The sequence below is a fragment of the Bradyrhizobium sp. Ec3.3 genome (genome assembly GCF_000472925.1).
Classification (GTDB): domain Bacteria; phylum Pseudomonadota; class Alphaproteobacteria; order Rhizobiales; family Xanthobacteraceae; genus Bradyrhizobium.
The window spans coordinates 1-17,894 of the sequence record NZ_AXAS01000101.1; the positions used below are offsets into that span (position 1 = coordinate 1).

The following is a 17,894-nucleotide window of genomic DNA, read 5'->3' on the forward strand; positions in this document are numbered from 1 at the left end:
AGCCGGCAAGGCACAGTACCAGGCCCGCACGATCTGCGAATGCATCCATGCCCGATGGCGGAACTGGGACCTCAGGCAATTGACCGTGCGCGGTATCGAGAAGGTCCGTGCCGTCGTGCTCTGGTACGCCCTCATCAACAACATCTTGCAGGGACACTATCTCGCTAAAGCATAGACCGTAGAAGCACACCGGACGGCCTGACGCCGCCGGCTCCTTGCCATCAAGGGGCGCTACCGCTCCTTGATGTCGAATGCAGAAAAGCGAATTGGCTCACACGCTCTACGGATTTTCCGATTTGTCAGCGCAGCATCGCCGCCAACCGCGCCAACTCGACCTCCAGATCCCGCTCCACGTCCGCCGCCTTGATCTCGACCACCCGATAATCCCGCGCCTCCAGCCAGGCCCGCCGCGCGGCGCGGTCGGCTACGATCGTCTCGCCCTCGCCTGGATTAACCAGCTCGATCGCAAGCCGGTGCGGAAAGGAGACGAAGTCCGGGATGTGCCGGCCGACCGGGGTCTGGCGCTTGAATTGGCCGGCGAAGCGGCGGTCGCGGGTCAGGGCCTGCCAGAGCAGGCGCTCGGCATCGGTCGGGTTGCGGCGGAGGAGGCGCGCGAGCCCGCGCACGGTGCTGCCGCTGTCGGGCGCCCCGCCCTGGCCATGTTCGGCCAGCAGCGCGCGCAGCCGCGTCGCCTGCTCGCCATCGAGCACGCCGCCCTTGGCTGGCCCCTTCCGCCCTTCCGCGATCGCCATCACCACCCCGTGCAAGGTGTGCATGTCCTGCTTGGTCGGCTCCATGCGGGTGAAAATGTTGCGCAGGTTCACCAGCATGGTGTCGCGCTTCTCGGCCGGGCGGAGGAATTCAACCCGGTCGAGCTCGCGCACGAGATTCTCGAAGAAGGCCAGGATCTGGTGCTGCGAGGCGCGCTCGGAACGCTCCGGCATGCCGTGCGGCAGCGCGCCCTCCGTCGCCCGCTTGAACCATTCGTAGCCAACCAGCAGCACCGCCTGCGCGAGGTTCAGCGAGGCGAAGCCGGGGTTGACCGGGAAGGTGATGACCCGGTTGGCGAGCGCGACCTCCTCATTGGTCAGCCCCCAGCGCTCGCGGCCAAAGAGGATGCCGGCCCTTCCGCCGGTGGAAATGTGGCCGGCGATCTCGGTCGTCGCCGCTTCCGGGCCGACCACCGGCTTGGCCTGGTCATGGGCCCGGGCGCTGGTGGCAAACAACAGGTCGAGATCGGAGACGGCCTGCTCGACGGTGTCGAACAGTTCGACCCGCTCCAGGATATGGTCGGCACCGGCCGCCGCGCGCTGGGCGGCAATGTTGGGCCAGCCATCGCGCGGGTTGACGATGCGCAAGCGGCTCAGGGCGAAGTTGCCCATCGCACGGGCCGCCATGCCGATGTTCTCGCCGAGCTGGGGCTCGACCAGAATGATCGCGGGGCCTTCGAGGTCGAAGCCCGTCTTGGTCTTGTCGGTACCCGACATCGTCCTTCCGATTCCAGATCAGGGCGTTGCGTGGCGCTTCTTGAGAAACAGATTCAAGTCCCCGATTGCCCCCGCGGGCCGGATTTCTCAAGCAAAATATGAGGTTAGCAGCGAATTTTCCGGCACCACCGAAATCGAACTGGCTCTCGTGTTGCCGCGACAAAGCACGATCATGTCCTTCCCGCCACGATATTCTCATGCCCCAGCGCCCTCGCATGCCTCCGTGATGGGCCGGATGCGAGCCGGAGAGCTAGCTCGCAGCAATATCCGTCAGGCTTTGGAAGCTGCTCGCGGATGTCCCGACGCATGGTACCGCGTGCAGGCCCTCGCTTATGTCGCAGAAGCCGCGCCGGACGAGCGGACGCTGCTTTCGGTGCTTGAGGAAGCGGCGAAAGAATCCGCCCGCTGCCACGATGCCTATGGCACCGTCGCGGTGATGGCATGGCCGATCGCCGTCGCCGTGCGACGAGACACTCGGGCCTTTGCCGAGCGGGAGCGCGCGCGTTGCCTCGACCTCGCCCCAACTGTCCAACCGCACAATTCCCGGGCCTATGCTCTCGAAGTGCTCTGGACCGCCTGCCATGCGGTCGATCCGGCCTTCGCCCGGCCGATCTGGGACCGCATTCGGGCCCTGTGCCACCCGGACCGCTGCTGGCGCGCCGCGCGGCTCTGGCGCCACGTCGCAGAGGCTGTGGAGGAACAGCATCCCGGTGCAGGCGGTTCGATCATTCGGGCCATGCCTGAAGGCAAGGCACGCCGCCGCCTGGAGCGGCGATACTGGCCCGCGTTGAGGGATAGGACCTAACCGCTCCAGCTCCCTTCCGGTCGGTGCCCGCGGATGCTATAGGCCCGCTTCATCAAACCTGTTCCAACAGCTGCTGATCTCGAAGAGGGCCCTTTTCCCAATGGCAAAAATCAAGGTGACCAACCCCGTCGTCGAACTCGATGGCGACGAGATGACCCGGATCATCTGGCAGTACATCAAGGACAAGCTGATCAACCCGTTCCTCGATGTCCAGCTGCTCTATTTCGACCTGGGGATGGAGTACCGCGATCAGACCAACGATCAGGTGACGATCGACGCCGCCGAGGCGATCAAGAAGGTCGGCGTCGGCGTGAAGTGCGCCACCATCACCCCGGACGAAGCCCGGGTGAAGGAGTTCAACCTGAAGCAGATGTGGAAGTCGCCGAACGGCACCATCCGCAACATCCTCGGCGGCGTGATCTTCCGCGAGCCGATCATCTGCAAGAACGTGCCGCGCCTCGTTCCCGGCTGGACCAAGCCGATCATCATCGGCCGCCACGCCTATGGCGACCAGTACCGCGCCACCGACATCAAGTTTCCCGGCAAGGGCACGCTGTCGCTGAAGTTCGTCGGCGAGGACGGCACCGTGATCGAGAAGGAAGTCTTCAAGGCGCCCGGCGCCGGCGTCGCCATGGAGATGTACAATCTCGACGACTCCATCATCGACTTCGCCCGCGCGTCCTTCAACTTCGGCCTGATGCGCAACTACCCGGTCTATCTCTCGACCAAGAACACGATTCTGAAGGTCTATGACGGCCGCTTCAAGGACATCTTCCAGGACGTCTTCGACCGCGAGTTCAAGAAGGAATTCGACGCCAAGGGCCTGACCTACGAGCATCGCCTGATCGACGACATGGTGGCCTCGGCGCTGAAGTGGTCCGGCGGCTATGTCTGGGCCTGTAAGAACTACGACGGCGACGTGCAGTCCGACACGGTCGCGCAGGGCTACGGCTCGCTCGGCCTGATGACCTCGGTCCTGCTCACGCCCGACGGCAAGACGGTGGAAGCTGAAGCCGCGCACGGCACGGTGACCCGCCACTACCGCGAGCACCAGAAGGGCAAGGAGACCTCGACCAACTCGATCGCGTCGATCTTCGCCTGGACCCGTGGCCTCGCCCACCGCGCCAAGCTCGACAACAATCCGGAGCTGGCGAAGTTTGCGACCACCCTTGAGAAGGTCTGCGTCGACACCGTCGAAGACGGCTACATGACCAAGGATCTCGCGCTCCTCGTCGGCGCCGACCAGCGCTGGCTGTCTACCACCGGCTTCCTCGACAAGGTCGCCGAGAACCTCGCGAAGGCGCTGGCGGCGTAAGCCGGCGTCTCGCATTTTCGCCGGAGTACGGTTAGACATCATCACGGGCCGCGCCTCAGCGCGGCCCTTCCATTTTGACGCCCATTGCGCGGAGATCGACCATGTCCATCAAGCTCGCCGTCCCCACTTTGCTGCTCTCGGCCCTGATCGGATCGGCCGCAGCCGCGGAGCAGGCGCTGCCCGAGGCGATCGCCGCGCCCGGCGAGAGCATCGTGCTAAGCGTCCACGCCGAGGGCGCGCAGGTCTATGAGTGCAAGGCAGGGACCGACGGCAAGCTCGGCTGGGCCTTCCGCGAGCCGATCGCGACGCTGCTTTCCGAAGGCAAGACGATCGGCCGCCACTATGCAGGCCCCAATTGGGAGCACGCCGACGGCAGCGCCGTGGTCGGCAAGGCCATCGGTAACGCGCCGGGCGCAACCGCAGGTGACATCCCCTGGCTGAAGCTCGAGGTCGCCTCGCGCCGGGGCAGCGGCGTTCTGGCGCCCGTCACCACCGTCCAGCGCATCAACACCCATGGCGGCAAGCTCGAGGGCCCTTGCGAAAAGGCCGGCGAGTTCAAGAGCGCGCCCTACTCGGCCGATTACGTCTTCCTGCGCAAGGGCTGATCGCTCAGCGGTCGGTGCCCTCGCGCTCCGCCTGCGCGAGCTCGGTCGCCGCGAGGTCGCCCGTCTCTTCGAGCCGCGCCTTAGCCGTGTTGTGCACATGCGCGGCGAGCGTCGGCATGCGTTCGATCAGGGCATGAAAATGTTGGGCGTCGAGCACCAGAAGGCGGGTCTTGCGCGTGGCGGTCACCGTGCCGCTGCGTTTGGTTTTGTGCAGCAGTGCGATCTCGCCGAAGAAAGTGCCGTCGGCAAGCCGCACACGCTGGCTCGGGAGTGAAATCTCGACCTCGCCGGCCGTAATGAAATACATCGACGAGGCAGCATCGCCACGGCGAACCAGGATCTCACCCTGCTCGATGGTGCGTGCCCGCAGCAGCCGCATGATGTCGGCGATCTCCAATGCCGAGAGGTTCGAGAACAGCGGCACCCGCGCCAGCATGCCCCAGGTGACGACGAAGTCGCGGCGCCTCACCTCCTCGGCAAATGCCGAGGAGATGATCGCGACCGGCAGCGCGATCATCGCAAAGCCGCTGATGATGGCGAACACGGACACGAATTTGCCAAGCGGCGTCACGGGCACGACGTCGCCATAGCCGACCGTGCCGAGCGTCACGATCGCCCACCACATCGCCTGCGGAATGGTGCCGAGCTTTTCCGGCTGCACCTCGCGCTCGATGGCATAGAGGAGCGAGGCGAAGGTGAGCACCACGCCGATCAGGATGACGATGCATCCGATCAAAGCGCGCCGTTCGGCATGGACGGCTGCAAACAGCGAGCGCATCGCCGGCGAATAGCGGATCAACTTGAAGAACGGCAGCACGCCGAGCGCAGCCAGCGTCGCGTGCCGGCCGGTGGCAAGCACGATCGCGGCGGGGAGGAACGCCATGAGATCGATGATGCCGAGCGCGGAGAAGACGTAGGAGAGCCGGTCGGCAAGCGCCGACCCCTTGCGCTGCGTATGGCCCGCGACCGTCCACAGCCGCGCCACATATTCCAACGCGAACACGATCACGGACAGAATGGTGATCGCCGAGAACAGCGCGTCGAATTGCGCGTCCAGGTCCGGCACCGAGGCAAGCGTCATTGCCACGACGTCGAGCACGATCACGGCAATGATCACCTGGATGAAGCGCGACCCGGCGGAATAGGCCAGCGGATCGTGCTCGAGGAGCTCGTAGAGGCGATCCCTCAAATTGGGATCGCGAAGCCCACGTCCTCGCGGAACGAGGCGCACGGTGTTTACGCGCCGACCATGGCTTTTTCGATCGCCGAGAGCGCCGCCGCCGCATTGGCGCCGTCGGGCCCGCCAGCCTGCGCCATGTCAGGCCGGCCGCCGCCACCCTTGCCGCCGAGCGCTTCGGAGGCGACGCGAACCAGGTTGACGGCGTTGAAACGCGAGGTGAGGTCGGCGGTGACACCAACCACGACGCCGGCCTTGCCGTCCTCGGTGACGCCGACGATCGCGACGACGCCGGAGCCGATCTGCTTCTTGCCGTCGTCGGCAAGGCTCTTGAGATCCTTCATCTCGATGCCTTCGACCGCACGCGCCATCAGCTTGACGTCGCCGACCTCGCGCACGCCAGCGGCAGCGCCATTGCCGGACGATGCACCGCCGCCCATCGCAAGCTTCTTGCGGGCGTCGGACAATTCGCGCTCGAGCTTCTTGCGCTCGTCCATCAGCGCGGTGATGCGCGCCGGCACATCCTCGAGCGAGGTGCGCAGCTCGGCCGCTGCGGTCTTCGCCAGCGCCATGGTGTCGTTGGCATGCTTGCGCGCATGGCGTCCGGTCAGCGCCTCGATGCGGCGAACACCGGAGGCGACCGCACTCTCGCTCGTCAGCGTGATCAGGCCGATATCGCCGGTGCGCTTGACATGGGTGCCACCGCAGAGCTCGACCGACCAGCCGAGCGCGTTGGCGCCGTGCTCGCGCGCGGTCTTGCCCATGGAGACGACACGAACCTCGTCGCCATATTTCTCGCCGAACAGCGCACGCGCACCGGCCTCGCGGGCCTCGTCCACACCCATGACGCGGGTGGTAACCTCGTCATTCTCCAGCACCACGTCGTTGGCGATGTCCTCGACGCGGGCGAGCTCCTCCGGCGTGATCGGCTTGGGATGCACGAAGTCGAAGCGCAGGCGATCGGGCGCGACCAGCGAGCCGCGCTGCGCGATGTGATCGCCAAGCACCTGACGCAGCGCCTCGTGGAGCAGATGCGTCGCCGAGTGATGGGCGCGGATCGAGGAACGGCGCGCGTGGTCCACCTCGAGCTGGAGCGCGGTGCCGGCCTTCAGCGTGCCCTGCTCCACCGTGCCGATATGCACGAAGAGATCGCTGAGCTTCTTCTGCGTGTCGGTGACGCGGAATTTGATTCCGCCCTCGCCGACCATCACGCCGGTGTCGCCGACCTGGCCGCCGGACTCCGCATAGAACGGCGTCTGGTTCAGCACGAGCGCACCGGTCTCGCCGGCCTTGAGGCTGTCGGTTTCCTTGCCGTCCTTGACCAGTGCAGCAACGACGCCTTCGGCGCTCTCGGTCTCATAGCCCAAAAATTCGGTGGCCCCGAGCTTCTCGCGCAACGGGAACCAGATCGCCTCGCTCGCCGCCTCGCCCGAGCCCGCCCAGGAGGCACGCGCCTTCTCGCGCTGGCGTTCCATCGCGTCGGTGAAGGCGGACTGGTCGACGCTGATGCCGCGCGACTTCAGCGCGTCCTGCGTGAGATCCAGCGGGAAGCCGTAGGTGTCGTAGAGCGTGAAGGCGACGTCACCGTCGAACATGTCGCCCTTCTTCAAGCCGGAACTCTTCTCGTCGAGGATCGCAAGGCCGCGAACCAGCGTCTTGCGGAAGCGGGTCTCTTCCAGCCGCAGCGTTTCCTCGATCAGCTTTTCCGCGCGCACCAACTCCGGATAGGCCTGGCCCATCTCGCGGACCAGCGCCCAGACAAGGCGATGCATCAGCGGCTCTTTCGCGCCCAGGAGCTGCGCATGGCGCATCGCGCGGCGCATGATCCGGCGCAGCACGTAGCCGCGGCCCTCGTTCGAGGGCAGCACGCCGTCGGAGACGAGGAAGGCCGAGGAGCGCAGATGATCGGCGATGACCCTGAACGAGGCGACGGTCTGCTCATTCGGTCCGCTGCCGAGCGCGGACGCGGTCGCATCGATCAGCTGACGGAAGAGATCGGTCTCGAAGACGCTGTCGACACCCTGCAGAATGCACGCCATGCGCTCCAGCCCCATGCCGGTGTCGATCGAGGGGCGCGGCAACGGCTGGCGCTCCTCCTTCGTCACCTGCTCGAACTGCATGAACACGAGATTCCAGAATTCGAGGAAGCGATCGCCGTCCTCTTCCGGGCTGCCCGGAGGCCCGCCCCAGATGTGCTCGCCGCGATCGATGAAGATCTCCGAGCACGGCCCGCACGGGCCGGTATCGCCCATCGCCCAGAAATTGTCCGAGGTCGGAATGCGGATGATGCGATCGTCGGAGAAGCCAGCAATCTTCTTCCACAAGCCGGCCGCCTCGTCGTCGGTGTGATAGACGGTGACGAGCAGCTTGTCCTTCTTCAGCCCGAAATCCTTGGTGATCAGATTCCAGGCGAGCTCGATCGCGCGCTCCTTGAAGTAGTCGCCGAAGGAGAAGTTGCCGAGCATCTCGAAAAAGGTGAGATGGCGCGCGGTATAGCCGACATTGTCGAGGTCGTTGTGCTTGCCGCCGGCGCGCACGCATTTCTGCGAAGTGGTGGCGCGCTGATAGGGGCGCTTCTCGACGCCCGTGAAGACGTTCTTGAACTGCACCATGCCGGCATTGGTGAACATCAACGTCGGATCGTTGCGCGGCACCAATGGCGAGGACGGCACGATCTCGTGGCCGTTCTTGGCAAAGAAGTTCAGAAAGGTCGACCTGATCTCGTTGACGCCGCTCATGTTCATCCAATCGGGTGATAGGACCCGCCAGAGCCATCCAAACTCGACATCAAGGCTGATATCTGCGGGCGATAGCGCTTTTAGACAAGGTGAGCTGCCCTGTCCAGAAACTGTGCAGAGAGATCAGAGGGTTGCCGCAGGCGCGCAATCCTCGTTGATAGCTGCTGCAGGTGCGTTGACAGCCTTGGCTGGCCTGTGTTCTGTACCTACCTGTATCGTACGGCCACGTCGGGAGAGACCGGCTTTGGTGCCGGCGCCGAAGGAGCAACCGCCCCGGAAACTCTCAGGCAAAAGGACCGCGTGGCTTTGACAGCATCTGGAAAGAGGCGCCGACGGGCATCGAAGCCCGGGTGGCACCCGCCGACGGGATAATACTCTCAGGCACAGCGACAGATGGGGCTTCGACTGGTTTTTCGGGGAATCCTCCCCGGGAACCGCGAGGGCCCCTGTGATGCTTGCGTGCGACGACCAAAATTCCCTCAGACGTACCCCCCTCTACGGGCTGCACGTGTCCCTTGGCGGCAAGATGGTGCCGTTCGCGGGCTACGAAATGCCTGTGCAGTACCCGGCGGGCGTCCTGAAAGAGCACCTGCATACCCGCAGTTCCGCCGGCCTGTTCGACGTGTCCCATATGGGCCAGATCGCGCTCCGGCCGAAGTCCGGCAAGGTCGAGGACGCGGCAAGAGCACTGGAGCGTCTGGTGCCGCAGGACATCGTGGCGCTTGCACCGGGGCGGCAGCGCTATGCCCAGTTCACCAATCCCGACGGCGGCATCCTCGACGATTTGATGGTCGCCAATTTCGGCGATCACCTGTTCCTGGTCGTCAATGCTGCCTGCAAGGCCGAGGACGAGGCGCATCTGCGCGCGCACCTCGCCGATGACTGCATCATCGATTCGCTGAACGACCGCGCACTGATCGCACTTCAGGGTCCGAAGGCCGAAGCCGCGCTGGCGAAACTTTGTGCAGAGGCGCCGTCCATGAAATTCATGGACGCGGGCCCGCGCAAGGTCGACGGCATCGACTGCTTCGTGTCGCGCTCGGGCTATACCGGCGAAGACGGGTTCGAGATCTCGGTTCCCGCAGGCGATGCCGAACGCCTCGCCAAGGCGCTGCTCGCAAATTCCGATGTGTTGCCGATCGGGCTAGGGGCCCGTGACAGCCTGCGGCTCGAGGCCGGGCTCTGCCTCTACGGCCACGACATCGACACCGCGACCACGCCGGTCGAGGCCGCGCTGGAATGGTCGGTGCAGAAGAGCCGCCGCACCGGTGGCGCCCGCGCCGGCGGTTTTCCGGGCGCTCAAAAGATCCTCGCCCATTTCGACCAGGGCGCGAACCGCCGCCGCGTCGGTCTGCGGGCCGAGGGCCGCGCGCCGGTGCGCGAAGGCGCGCTGCTGTTTGCGGATGCGACGTCGAGCGAAGCGATCGGCACCGTCACCTCCGGCGGTTTTGGCCCGAGCCTGAATGCACCGGTGGCGATGGGCTATGTGCCCACCGCGAAAAGCGCGCTCGGCACAAAGCTCTTTGCCGAAGTGCGCGGCCAGCGGCTGCCGCTCACCGTCGCCGCCATGCCATTCGTGAAAAACACCTACAAACGCTGAGGACCGAGAATGACCACGACGCTGTACACCTCCGACCATGAATGGCTGAGCATCGAGGGCGATGTCGCAACCGTCGGCATCACCGATTACGCCCAGCAGCAGCTCGGCGACGTCGTGTTCGTCGAGCTGCCCAAGGTCGGCCGCGCCCTGAAGAAGACGGAAGCTGCGGCCGTGGTCGAGTCCGTGAAGGCGGCGTCCGACGTCTATGCGCCGATCTCGGGCGAAGTGCTCGAGGTCAACCAGGCGGTCGTCGATGAGCCGGCGCTGGTCAATTCGGACGCCGCAGGCAAGGCGTGGTTCTTCAAGATCAAGATTGCCGACAAGAGCGAGCTCGGCGGCCTCATGGATGAAGCCGCCTACAAGGCGCACACGGCGTAAAGCGAGGACCGATGATGACCGCGCACCGCAAATCCAACGGCGATACCGCCGCCTCTTTCGTACGCCGCCATATCGGCCCCTCCGCGCGCGATGTCGCGGCGATGCTGGACACCGTCGGCGCGAAAAGCGGGGACGCGCTGATGGCGGAGACGCTGCCCGCCTCGATCCGGCAGGCGGCCCCCCTCGATCTCGGCAAGCCCCTGAGCGAGACGGAAGCGATCGCGCATATGGGCGAGCTCGCGGCGCAAAACCAGGTCTTCACCTCGCTGATCGGCCAGGGCTATTCCGGCACCATTTTGCCCGCGGTCATCCAGCGCAACATTCTGGAAAACCCCGCCTGGTACACGGCCTATACCCCTTACCAGCCCGAGATCAGCCAGGGCCGGCTGGAAGCGCTGTTCAACTTCCAGACCATGATCTGCGATCTCACCGGGCTCGATGTTGCCAACGCCTCGCTGCTCGATGAGGCGACGGCCGCGGCGGAGGCCATGGCGCTCGCGGAGCGGCACTCACAGGTGAAGGCGCAAGCCTTCTTCGTCGACAAGGACGTGCATCCGCAGACGCTCGCGGTGATGCGCACCCGCGCCGAACCCCTGGGCTGGAACCTGATCGTCGGCGATCCCCTCACCGATCTCGACAACACAGACGTGCTTGGTGCGCTGCTGCAATATCCCGGCAGCTCGGGTGCGGTGCGCGACCTGCGGCCGGCCATTGCGACGCTTCGCGCCAAGGGCGCGCTTGCGATCGTTGCCGCCGATCTGCTGGCGCTGACGCTGCTCGCTTCGCCCGGCGAGTTAGGGGCGGATATCGCGATCGGCTCGGCGCAGCGCTTTGGCGTGCCGATGGGTTATGGCGGCCCGCACGCGGCCTACATGGCGGTGCGCGATGCGCTGAAGCGCTCGCTGCCCGGCCGCATCGTCGGCCTCTCCGTGGACTCGCGTGGCGCACCCGCCTATCGCCTCGCGCTTCAGACCCGCGAGCAGCATATCCGCCGCGAGAAGGCGACCTCCAACATCTGCACAGCGCAGGTTCTGCTTGCGGTGATCGCCTCGATGTACGCCGTATATCACGGCCCCGAAGGTCTCTCGCAGATCGCGCGCATCGTGCATCGCCGCACCGCGGTGCTGGCCGCGGGCTTGCGCAAGCTCGGCTTCGCGCCGCGCTCCGAAAACTTTTTCGACACGGTCAGCGTGGACGTCGGCGCGAAGCGCGACGAGATCGTCGCGCGCGCGGCTTCCGAGACGATCAATCTCGGCCTCGGTGATGGCGCCCTGCGCATTGCGCTCGACGAGACCACGACGCCGGCGACCGTTGAGGCGGTCTGGCGTGCGTTCGGCGGCAACCTCTCCTATGCCGAGATCGACGCGACCACGCGCGAGACGCTGCCGGACGCATTGAAGCGGACGACGCCCTTCCTGACCCATCCGGTGTTCCATGCGCATCGTTCCGAAACCGAGATGCTGCGCTACATGCGCAAGCTCAGCGACCGCGATCTCGCGCTCGACCGCGCCATGATCCCGCTGGGCTCGTGCACCATGAAGCTGAACGCAACCACCGAGATGATGCCGCTGACCTGGCCGGAGTTCGGCAGCTTGCATCCGTTCGCGCCAAGCGAGCAGGCACGCGGCTATCACGCGCTGTTTGCGCGGCTGGAAAAATGGCTGTGCGACATCACCGGCTATGACGCGATCTCGCTCCAGCCGAATTCCGGCGCGCAGGGCGAATATGCCGGGCTCTTGGCCATCCGTGACTATCATGCCGCGCGCGGCGAGGCGCATCGCAAGGTGTGCCTGATCCCCTCCTCCGCCCACGGAACCAATCCGGCCTCGGCCGCGATGGTCGGCATGGAGGTGGTGGTTGTCGCCTGCGAGAAGAACGGCGACGTCGACGTCAACGATCTCCGCGCCAAGGCCGAGAAGCATTCGAACGATCTCGCCGCTGTGATGATCACCTATCCCTCGACGCACGGCGTGTTCGAGGAGCACATAAGGGAGATCTGCGACATCGTGCACCGTCATGGCGGCCAAGTCTATCTCGATGGCGCCAATTTGAATGCGCAGGTCGGCCTGTCACGGCCCGGCGACTACGGCGCCGACGTCAGCCATCTCAATTTGCACAAGACCTTCTGCATCCCGCATGGCGGCGGCGGCCCGGGCATGGGCCCGATCGGCGTCAAGGCGCATCTTGCGCCGTTCCTGCCCGGCCATCCCTCAACCAATCCGAATGCGACGGTCGGTCCGGTCTCAGCCGCGCCGTTCGGCTCGGCCTCGATCCTGACCATCTCCTACATCTACATCCTGATGATGGGCGGCGAAGGGTTGAAGCGTGCGACCGAGATCGCGATCCTCAACGCCAACTATGTCGCGGCACGTTTGGATGCGCATTTCCCGGTGCTCTACAAGAACGCGAAGGGTCGCGTTGCGCACGAATGCATCATCGATCCGCGCCCGTTGAAGACGACCAGCGGCGTCACCGTCGACGACATCGCCAAGCGGCTGATCGACTACGGCTTCCACGCCCCGACCATGAGTTTCCCGGTCCCGGGCACGCTGATGATCGAGCCGACCGAGTCGGAATCGAAAGCCGAGCTCGATCGCTTCTGCGACGCCATGATCGCGATCCGCAAAGAAATCGCCGAAGTCGAGGCCGGCCGCTTCAAGATCGAAGCGTCACCGCTGCGCAACGCCCCGCACACCGTGCACGACATCGCGGATGACAACTGGACCCGTGCCTACACCCGCACTGAGGGCTGCTTCCCCGATGGCGTCTCGCGCACCGACAAATATTGGAGCCCGGTCGGCCGCGTCGACAACGTCTATGGCGACCGCAACCTCGTGTGCTCCTGCCCGCCGGTGAGCGACTACGCGCAGGCGGCGGAGTAGGACTTCAGGGTGCCACCAGCGAACGGCTTTTTGGGTCCCAACGCCAGAGCCGTTCGTTGGTCAGTTCAGTACCGCCCCACCAACGATGGATCGAGCTATGGCGGGAGAAGTCTTCCTCGCCTGCCATAATGGCGCGCCCAAGTTCAGTAAGCGCGATCCGGCCTCCCCTAAATGGATAGGGACGGGCCTCCTCACTCGTATCCAGCGGCACCTCGCCAAGTTCAATGATTGCGGGTGCCGGACCCTGCGCCAGCGCCCGGAGCAGTTCACCGGCTTCCAGCTCGTCGAACACCTCGCGGTACTCAACCGCACGGAGCACCTCTCGTGGCTCGGTACCTTCGTCTTCAATCCACCCCAGCATGCCCATTTCGTTTTCGCCGAGTCCGGATTGTACATCAGGCAACTCTGCGAGCATGGTGATGACGGCCGATCGCAATCGAGGAAGGATGGTCAGATCCTTCGCGAGTAGATCGAACCACGGTTCGGGCGTCGGCGCTCGCCAAGCGCGCCATGCACGGCTCGCAAGTGTCAGGTGACTATCCGCAACTTTGAACGCCGGCAACTTCCATTCCACCACTGATTCCGGCTGATACCCCGCGACGGCGTCGTCCGTGTGCACCAGGCTCAGCTTGGTCGTGATCTCCTTGTATGGGCGAAGAAGGTTGAGCAGCCAGACCAGCACGAGTTGATCGTTTGGCTGCGGATCAACCCACACTTCGATCGAATCGAATTTCTCGCAGAGCTCGAAAAAGCCGATATCTCGCGTGCCGAAACCTTTCAGCTGGCACTTCTGTACGTCATCGAGCCAGTGATCGCCGATGTTGCAGTGCTTCGCTGAACGCGGCTCCAGCCCCATCACAAGCTGCTCCTCGGACGGCAACCGGCCCCAGACGAAGCGAAGGCAAAAGCCGAGGACAACGTTCATCATTCCAGCCTGGCGCAGGGTGCCTGCCGCCAGGCCATTCGTAGCAAGGATCAAATGTGACACGGTCGCCTCTCGATCAAAATTGATACAAAAAATGCTTACGCCCCAAGCAGCACGCGCACATCAGGCAGGCGCGATCAACGAGCGGCCTTCTGCGTCCCAGCGCCACAGTCGATCGCCGTTCAATTCAGTGCCGCCCCACCATCGCTGGATCGGGTTATGGCGGCGGAAGTCCTCCTCTCCTGCCAGCACCGCTGTTCCGAGTTCGGTGAGCGGTAATCGCGACCGCTTGTACAGTTCATGACGACCTGCGTCCTCGTGCATGGCCAGCGAAAAGGGCCCCTCATCCAGTCCCGACACCGCCGGCCATGGACACCGCGCAAGTCCGTCAAGCAGGGCCCCGACTTCCCAGTAATCGAAAACACGCCGCTCGTTGCGCTTCTGATGCCCTGGGAAGACATCGAAGGGCTGCACCTCGCCTGGTGCGATTAACTCCAGCATCCGCGTTTCCGTGGCCCCAAGACCGGTAGCGACACTCGGAAGCTCTTCGAGGAGGTCCCACGCGCATGGACCAAGCTGCGGCAGGCTCAAATCCGCTTTGATGAGCTCGATCCAGCCCTTGGGGGTCGACGCTCGGTAGGCCCGCCACGCACGACCGGCCAGTTCGAGGTGATCGTGTGTGATCTGAACAGCCGGCGGGTTAAGCTTCGCAAGCTGCTGTGGATCGATGCCACCGACGGCGATGTCCAAGTGGCGCATCACGATTTTGGAACCCGCCACGCTCACACTGCCCCAATGCTCGAGCAGCCAGAGCAGAATCAATTGCGCATTCGGCTCTGGGCCTATCCACAATTCGACGGAATCACTTTCCGCAAGCAGTTCGATCAATCCACGATCCTTCGCACCCGATTTCTCGGGGCGCCAGGGTGGCGTATCATCGAGCCAATGAAGACCGCGTGGCTGCGACTTACGCGGCGCAAAGAATGCTTCGAACTCCGCGCCGGATGGCAACGGTCCCCAGACAAGCCGACGCCCAATCGCGATCACGAGATCGCCAAGGCCACCGCGTTCGAGAGCACCGGCAGCGGACGAGTCTGTTGTCAGAATAAGCCGTGTCATGGCTTCGTGGCCTCAAGGCTTGCTTAAAACAGGGCCGAAAACGCCAGAGCCAATTGTTGGTCAAAATCAGCCGCTTCATGCCCCACTCAGCGCCCAAACGAAACGGGCGCCGAAGACGTCGGCAACTCAACGTCCTCAGCGCCCGCTCCTCGCGAAAATTATCTAGCTAGGTCCTACTCCTCCGTCGGCTCCTCGCCGTCGGCGTCGCGCTCGGGATTGCCGGCCAAAATCTGCTCGGCGATCAGGCCGGAGTTCTGGCGGATCGCGGTCTCGATCTTGGCGGTGACGTCGGGATTGGCCTTCAAGAACGCTTTGGAATTCTCGCGGCCCTGGCCGAGGCGCTGGCTGTCATAGGAGAACCAGGCGCCGGACTTCTCGACGATGCCGGCCTTGACGCCGAGATCGAGGATCTCGCCCATCTTGGAAACGCCCTCGCCGTACATGATGTCGAACTCGACCTGCTTGAAGGGCGGCGCCAGCTTGTTCTTCACCACCTTCACGCGCGTGGTGTTGCCGACGACCTCGTCGCGCTCCTTGATCGCGCCGATGCGGCGGATGTCGAGGCGGACCGAGGCGTAGAACTTCAGCGCGTTGCCGCCGGTCGTGGTTTCCGGCGAGCCGTACATCACACCGATCTTCATGCGGATCTGGTTGATGAAGATAACCATGGTGTTGGACTTGTTGATCGAGGCCGTCAGCTTGCGCAGCGCCTGGCTCATCAACCGCGCCTGAAGACCGGGCAGCGATTCCCCCATCTCGCCCTCGAGCTCGGCCTTCGGCACGAGCGCGGCGACCGAATCGATCACCATCACGTCCACCGCGCCCGAGCGCACCAGCGTGTCGCAGATCTCCAGCGCCTGCTCGCCGGTGTCCGGCTGCGAGATCAGGAGGTCGTCGATGTTGACCCCTAACTTGCGCGCATAGACCGGATCTAGCGCGTGCTCGGCGTCGATGAAGGCGCAGATGCCGCCCTTCTTCTGCGCTTCCGCCACCGTGTGCAGCGCCAGCGTGGTCTTGCCCGAGGATTCCGGCCCGTAGATCTCGACGATGCGCCCCTTGGGCAGGCCGCCGATGCCGAGTGCAATATCGAGCCCGAGCGAGCCGGAGGACACCGCCTCGATGTCCATCGAACGGTCGCTCTTGCCGAGCTTCATCACCGAACCCTTACCGAACTGGCGCTCGATCTGAGAGAGCGCGGCAGCCAGGGCTTTACTCTTGTCCATGGAAGATCCTTCGACGATACGCAGGGCAGTGGCGGACATCTGGTCGTACTCCTTATGGCGGGGATTCGGCGTTGCGACAAACGATTGGCGAAGCGGGTCGGCGATAAAAGTACCGTACACCGTTTGTTCCAAGTTCGCAATATGTTCTTTTCGATTTCGGCGCGCTGGCCGGTTTCGGCCAAGACCCGCTTCGGGGCACTGTCCGTAGCTAACCCCAAGTGTCCCAAGATGAATTTCGAGGTGTCCTAATTTGTTCGCAGACTGCCAAGGACGCGTCAAACTCTGTTCATGACCGCTGTTCACGGTTGCCAGCATTTGGCCAAGTTCTGTTCATGCCTCGGACGAACTAGGCGCTCCCGCCTAGTCTGAATTGGGTAGACTATTTGGCATAGGGAACAATCCGCCTGGTAGCGCGTCGATTTGGGGCCCCCAGCCAGAAAGGTGCCCCCCAGACTGCTGGAGGAAAACCCCATCAGTGGGTTGGCGGCCCCCCGTTTGGGGCCGTTTAAATTCAAGGATCAGGCCGCCTCGGTTGCGGCCTTTCGGGCTTTCACCAAAATCCCTGAAAACAACCCCATGCAAAGTAGCCGGCGGATCGGGCCGGATTCGATGTCATCGAGTTGATTTTGACAGCGCCCAGACCGGCTACGATCAGGCGAGCGCCGATCGAAGAACGGTGGAAAAGATGCCTTCGGTTATCTTCAAGATTGCCGCTGTCGCTGCCGGACTTTCGATCTTGGCCACTGGTCTCGTGCTGCCAAGGCCGGGACTGAAGGCGCTGGCAAAGGGCATAGCCGCCGCAATATCGCTCACGGTCGCTGCGGCGTTTCTCATCGCCGCCGTCCGCAGTTTTGGCCCATGACACGAGCAAGGCCGCCCGCCCAGCGGCCCCTTCTCGTCCCGCGTGCCGGCCTACAACACAGCCAACAGAATGAGCCCCACGACCAGCACGACAAAACCCATCGCCGTCGCAGCGGCGAATGATCGCTCTACGTTATCCATATGCCACCCCTGATCGGCGGGCCACGTTCCCCCATGGCGTCGCCGAGCAACGCTGAGTCTCTTCAATCGCTGTGTCGTAATTTCTGCGAGTGGGTGTCGGAATTGGGACGGGATTCGTCCTTGAGATGGCAGAGCGACCTATCCGCAATCTGGCCTTGAACGGCCAATCGCCCGCTCCCGCTTGTAAGCTCCCTGTAAGCTGCGCGGGTTAACTTCGCTTGGCTACGGTGTTGCAGCCCAGCACCTCAGCCTCCAATAACCTTCTGCCCCGCCCGGCTCTCCCCTGGTGGGGCTTTTTTTGTTCGCTGTCCCGCAACCCCTAAGGCGCGATGAGATTGGGATGAATCATCATCGCGCGTTAGGTGTGGAGCCTCAAGAGGTTGTCCTCGGTTAGACCGAGTCGGCTGATTGGTGTTTGAGATTTTATACCCCCATGGGGTCGGTGCCAGTTGTATTGATGCAGCCAGATTGGCAGCTCCTGGGCGCGCCGATCTGAGGTCGGATAGGCTCGGGCATAGGCCCATTCCCGAAGCGCTGTCTGAATGAAGCGCTCGGCCTTGCCATTTGTTCTCGGCGTATATGGCTTGGTGCGGATGTGCTTGATACCCAGGTCCCGGCAAGCGTCGCGGAAGGCGAAG

Annotated in this window: 14 protein-coding genes, 1 pseudogene and 1 riboswitch; of the genes and pseudogenes, 8 read left to right on the forward strand and 7 right to left on the reverse strand. The window is 64.1% G+C overall.

The features are described from left to right. Window positions 1-175 (forward strand): annotated as a pseudogene (locus YUU_RS59715) (IS5/IS1182 family transposase); the annotation flags it as partial. A gap of 124 nt (window positions 176-299) precedes the next feature. On the opposite strand, the gene YUU_RS0143640 reads toward YUU_RS59715, so the two are convergent. Then, window positions 300-1,487: a TrmJ/YjtD family RNA methyltransferase gene (locus YUU_RS0143640; RefSeq protein WP_027527829.1), complete on the reverse strand. Its 1,188-nt coding sequence runs from the start codon at window positions 1,485-1,487 to the stop codon at window positions 300-302. 316 nt (window positions 1,488-1,803) lie between these two features. Between YUU_RS0143640 and YUU_RS0143645 the strand changes: the two genes are divergently transcribed. The 3 genes from YUU_RS0143645 to YUU_RS0143655 all read left to right on the forward strand — a co-directional run bounded on the left by YUU_RS0143645 (window position 1,804) and on the right by YUU_RS0143655 (window position 4,212). After that, a complete protein-coding gene (locus YUU_RS0143645; RefSeq protein ID WP_027527830.1) occupies window positions 1,804-2,292 on the forward strand; it encodes a hypothetical protein in 489 nt (162 codons plus the stop codon). 100 nt (window positions 2,293-2,392) lie between these two features. After that, on the forward strand, window positions 2,393-3,607 hold the full coding sequence (locus YUU_RS0143650; RefSeq protein WP_027527831.1) for an NADP-dependent isocitrate dehydrogenase: 1,215 nt from the start codon (window positions 2,393-2,395) through the stop codon (window positions 3,605-3,607). Window positions 3,608-3,708: 101 nt separating this feature from the next. Further along, window positions 3,709-4,212: a DUF3455 domain-containing protein gene (locus YUU_RS0143655; protein ID WP_027527832.1), complete on the forward strand. Its 504-nt coding sequence runs from the start codon at window positions 3,709-3,711 to the stop codon at window positions 4,210-4,212. A gap of 4 nt (window positions 4,213-4,216) precedes the next feature. Here the strand turns inward: YUU_RS0143655 and YUU_RS0143660 are convergent, their stop codons facing one another. Both YUU_RS0143660 and alaS read right to left on the reverse strand, forming a co-directional pair. Further along, window positions 4,217-5,443, reverse strand: a complete 1,227-nt coding sequence (locus tag YUU_RS0143660; protein ID WP_027527833.1) for a cyclic nucleotide-gated ion channel — start codon at window positions 5,441-5,443, stop codon at window positions 4,217-4,219. Window positions 5,444-5,448: 5 nt separating this feature from the next. Further along, window positions 5,449-8,127 carry an alanine--tRNA ligase gene (alaS, locus tag YUU_RS0143665; RefSeq protein WP_027527834.1) on the reverse strand — a complete coding sequence of 893 codons (2,679 nt, stop codon included), beginning with the start codon at window positions 8,125-8,127 and terminating at the stop codon, window positions 5,449-5,451. 219 nt (window positions 8,128-8,346) lie between these two features. Further along, window positions 8,347-8,435, forward strand: a riboswitch (glycine riboswitch). 143 nt (window positions 8,436-8,578) lie between these two features. On the opposite strand from alaS, the gene gcvT reads away from it, so the two are divergent. The 3 genes from gcvT to gcvP are packed head-to-tail and all read left to right on the forward strand — an operon-like array spanning window position 8,579 to window position 12,987. Further along, complete coding sequence (gene gcvT / locus YUU_RS0143670; RefSeq protein WP_027527835.1) at window positions 8,579-9,727, forward strand: glycine cleavage system aminomethyltransferase GcvT; 1,149 nt, start codon at window positions 8,579-8,581, stop codon at window positions 9,725-9,727. A gap of 9 nt (window positions 9,728-9,736) precedes the next feature. After that, entirely contained in the window at window positions 9,737-10,105 is a 369-nt protein-coding gene (gene gcvH, locus YUU_RS0143675) for a glycine cleavage system protein GcvH (protein WP_027527836.1), read from the forward strand. A gap of 14 nt (window positions 10,106-10,119) precedes the next feature. Beyond that, window positions 10,120-12,987, forward strand: coding sequence for an aminomethyl-transferring glycine dehydrogenase (gene gcvP / locus YUU_RS0143680; RefSeq protein ID WP_027527837.1), 2,868 nt, complete (start codon window positions 10,120-10,122; stop codon window positions 12,985-12,987). A 4-nt stretch (window positions 12,988-12,991) separates the two neighbouring features. Here the strand turns inward: gcvP and YUU_RS0143685 are convergent, their stop codons facing one another. From YUU_RS0143685 to recA, 3 genes are all read right to left on the reverse strand, one after another. Beyond that, window positions 12,992-13,975, reverse strand: a complete 984-nt coding sequence (locus YUU_RS0143685) for a hypothetical protein (RefSeq protein ID WP_027527838.1) — start codon at window positions 13,973-13,975, stop codon at window positions 12,992-12,994. 60 nt (window positions 13,976-14,035) lie between these two features. After that, window positions 14,036-15,031: a hypothetical protein gene (locus YUU_RS0143690; RefSeq protein WP_027527839.1), complete on the reverse strand. Its 996-nt coding sequence runs from the start codon at window positions 15,029-15,031 to the stop codon at window positions 14,036-14,038. Window positions 15,032-15,204: 173 nt separating this feature from the next. After that, complete coding sequence (gene recA, locus YUU_RS0143695) at window positions 15,205-16,293, reverse strand: recombinase RecA (protein ID WP_027527840.1); 1,089 nt, start codon at window positions 16,291-16,293, stop codon at window positions 15,205-15,207. A gap of 646 nt (window positions 16,294-16,939) precedes the next feature. On the opposite strand from recA, the gene YUU_RS59720 reads away from it, so the two are divergent. Further along, window positions 16,940-17,116: a hypothetical protein gene (locus YUU_RS59720; RefSeq protein ID WP_156944881.1), complete on the forward strand. Its 177-nt coding sequence runs from the start codon at window positions 16,940-16,942 to the stop codon at window positions 17,114-17,116. A 498-nt stretch (window positions 17,117-17,614) separates the two neighbouring features. Here YUU_RS59720 and YUU_RS57780 read toward each other — a convergent pair. Beyond that, on the reverse strand, window positions 17,615-17,894 hold a 280-nt coding region (locus tag YUU_RS57780), incomplete at its 5' end, for an IS481 family transposase (RefSeq protein ID WP_035665037.1).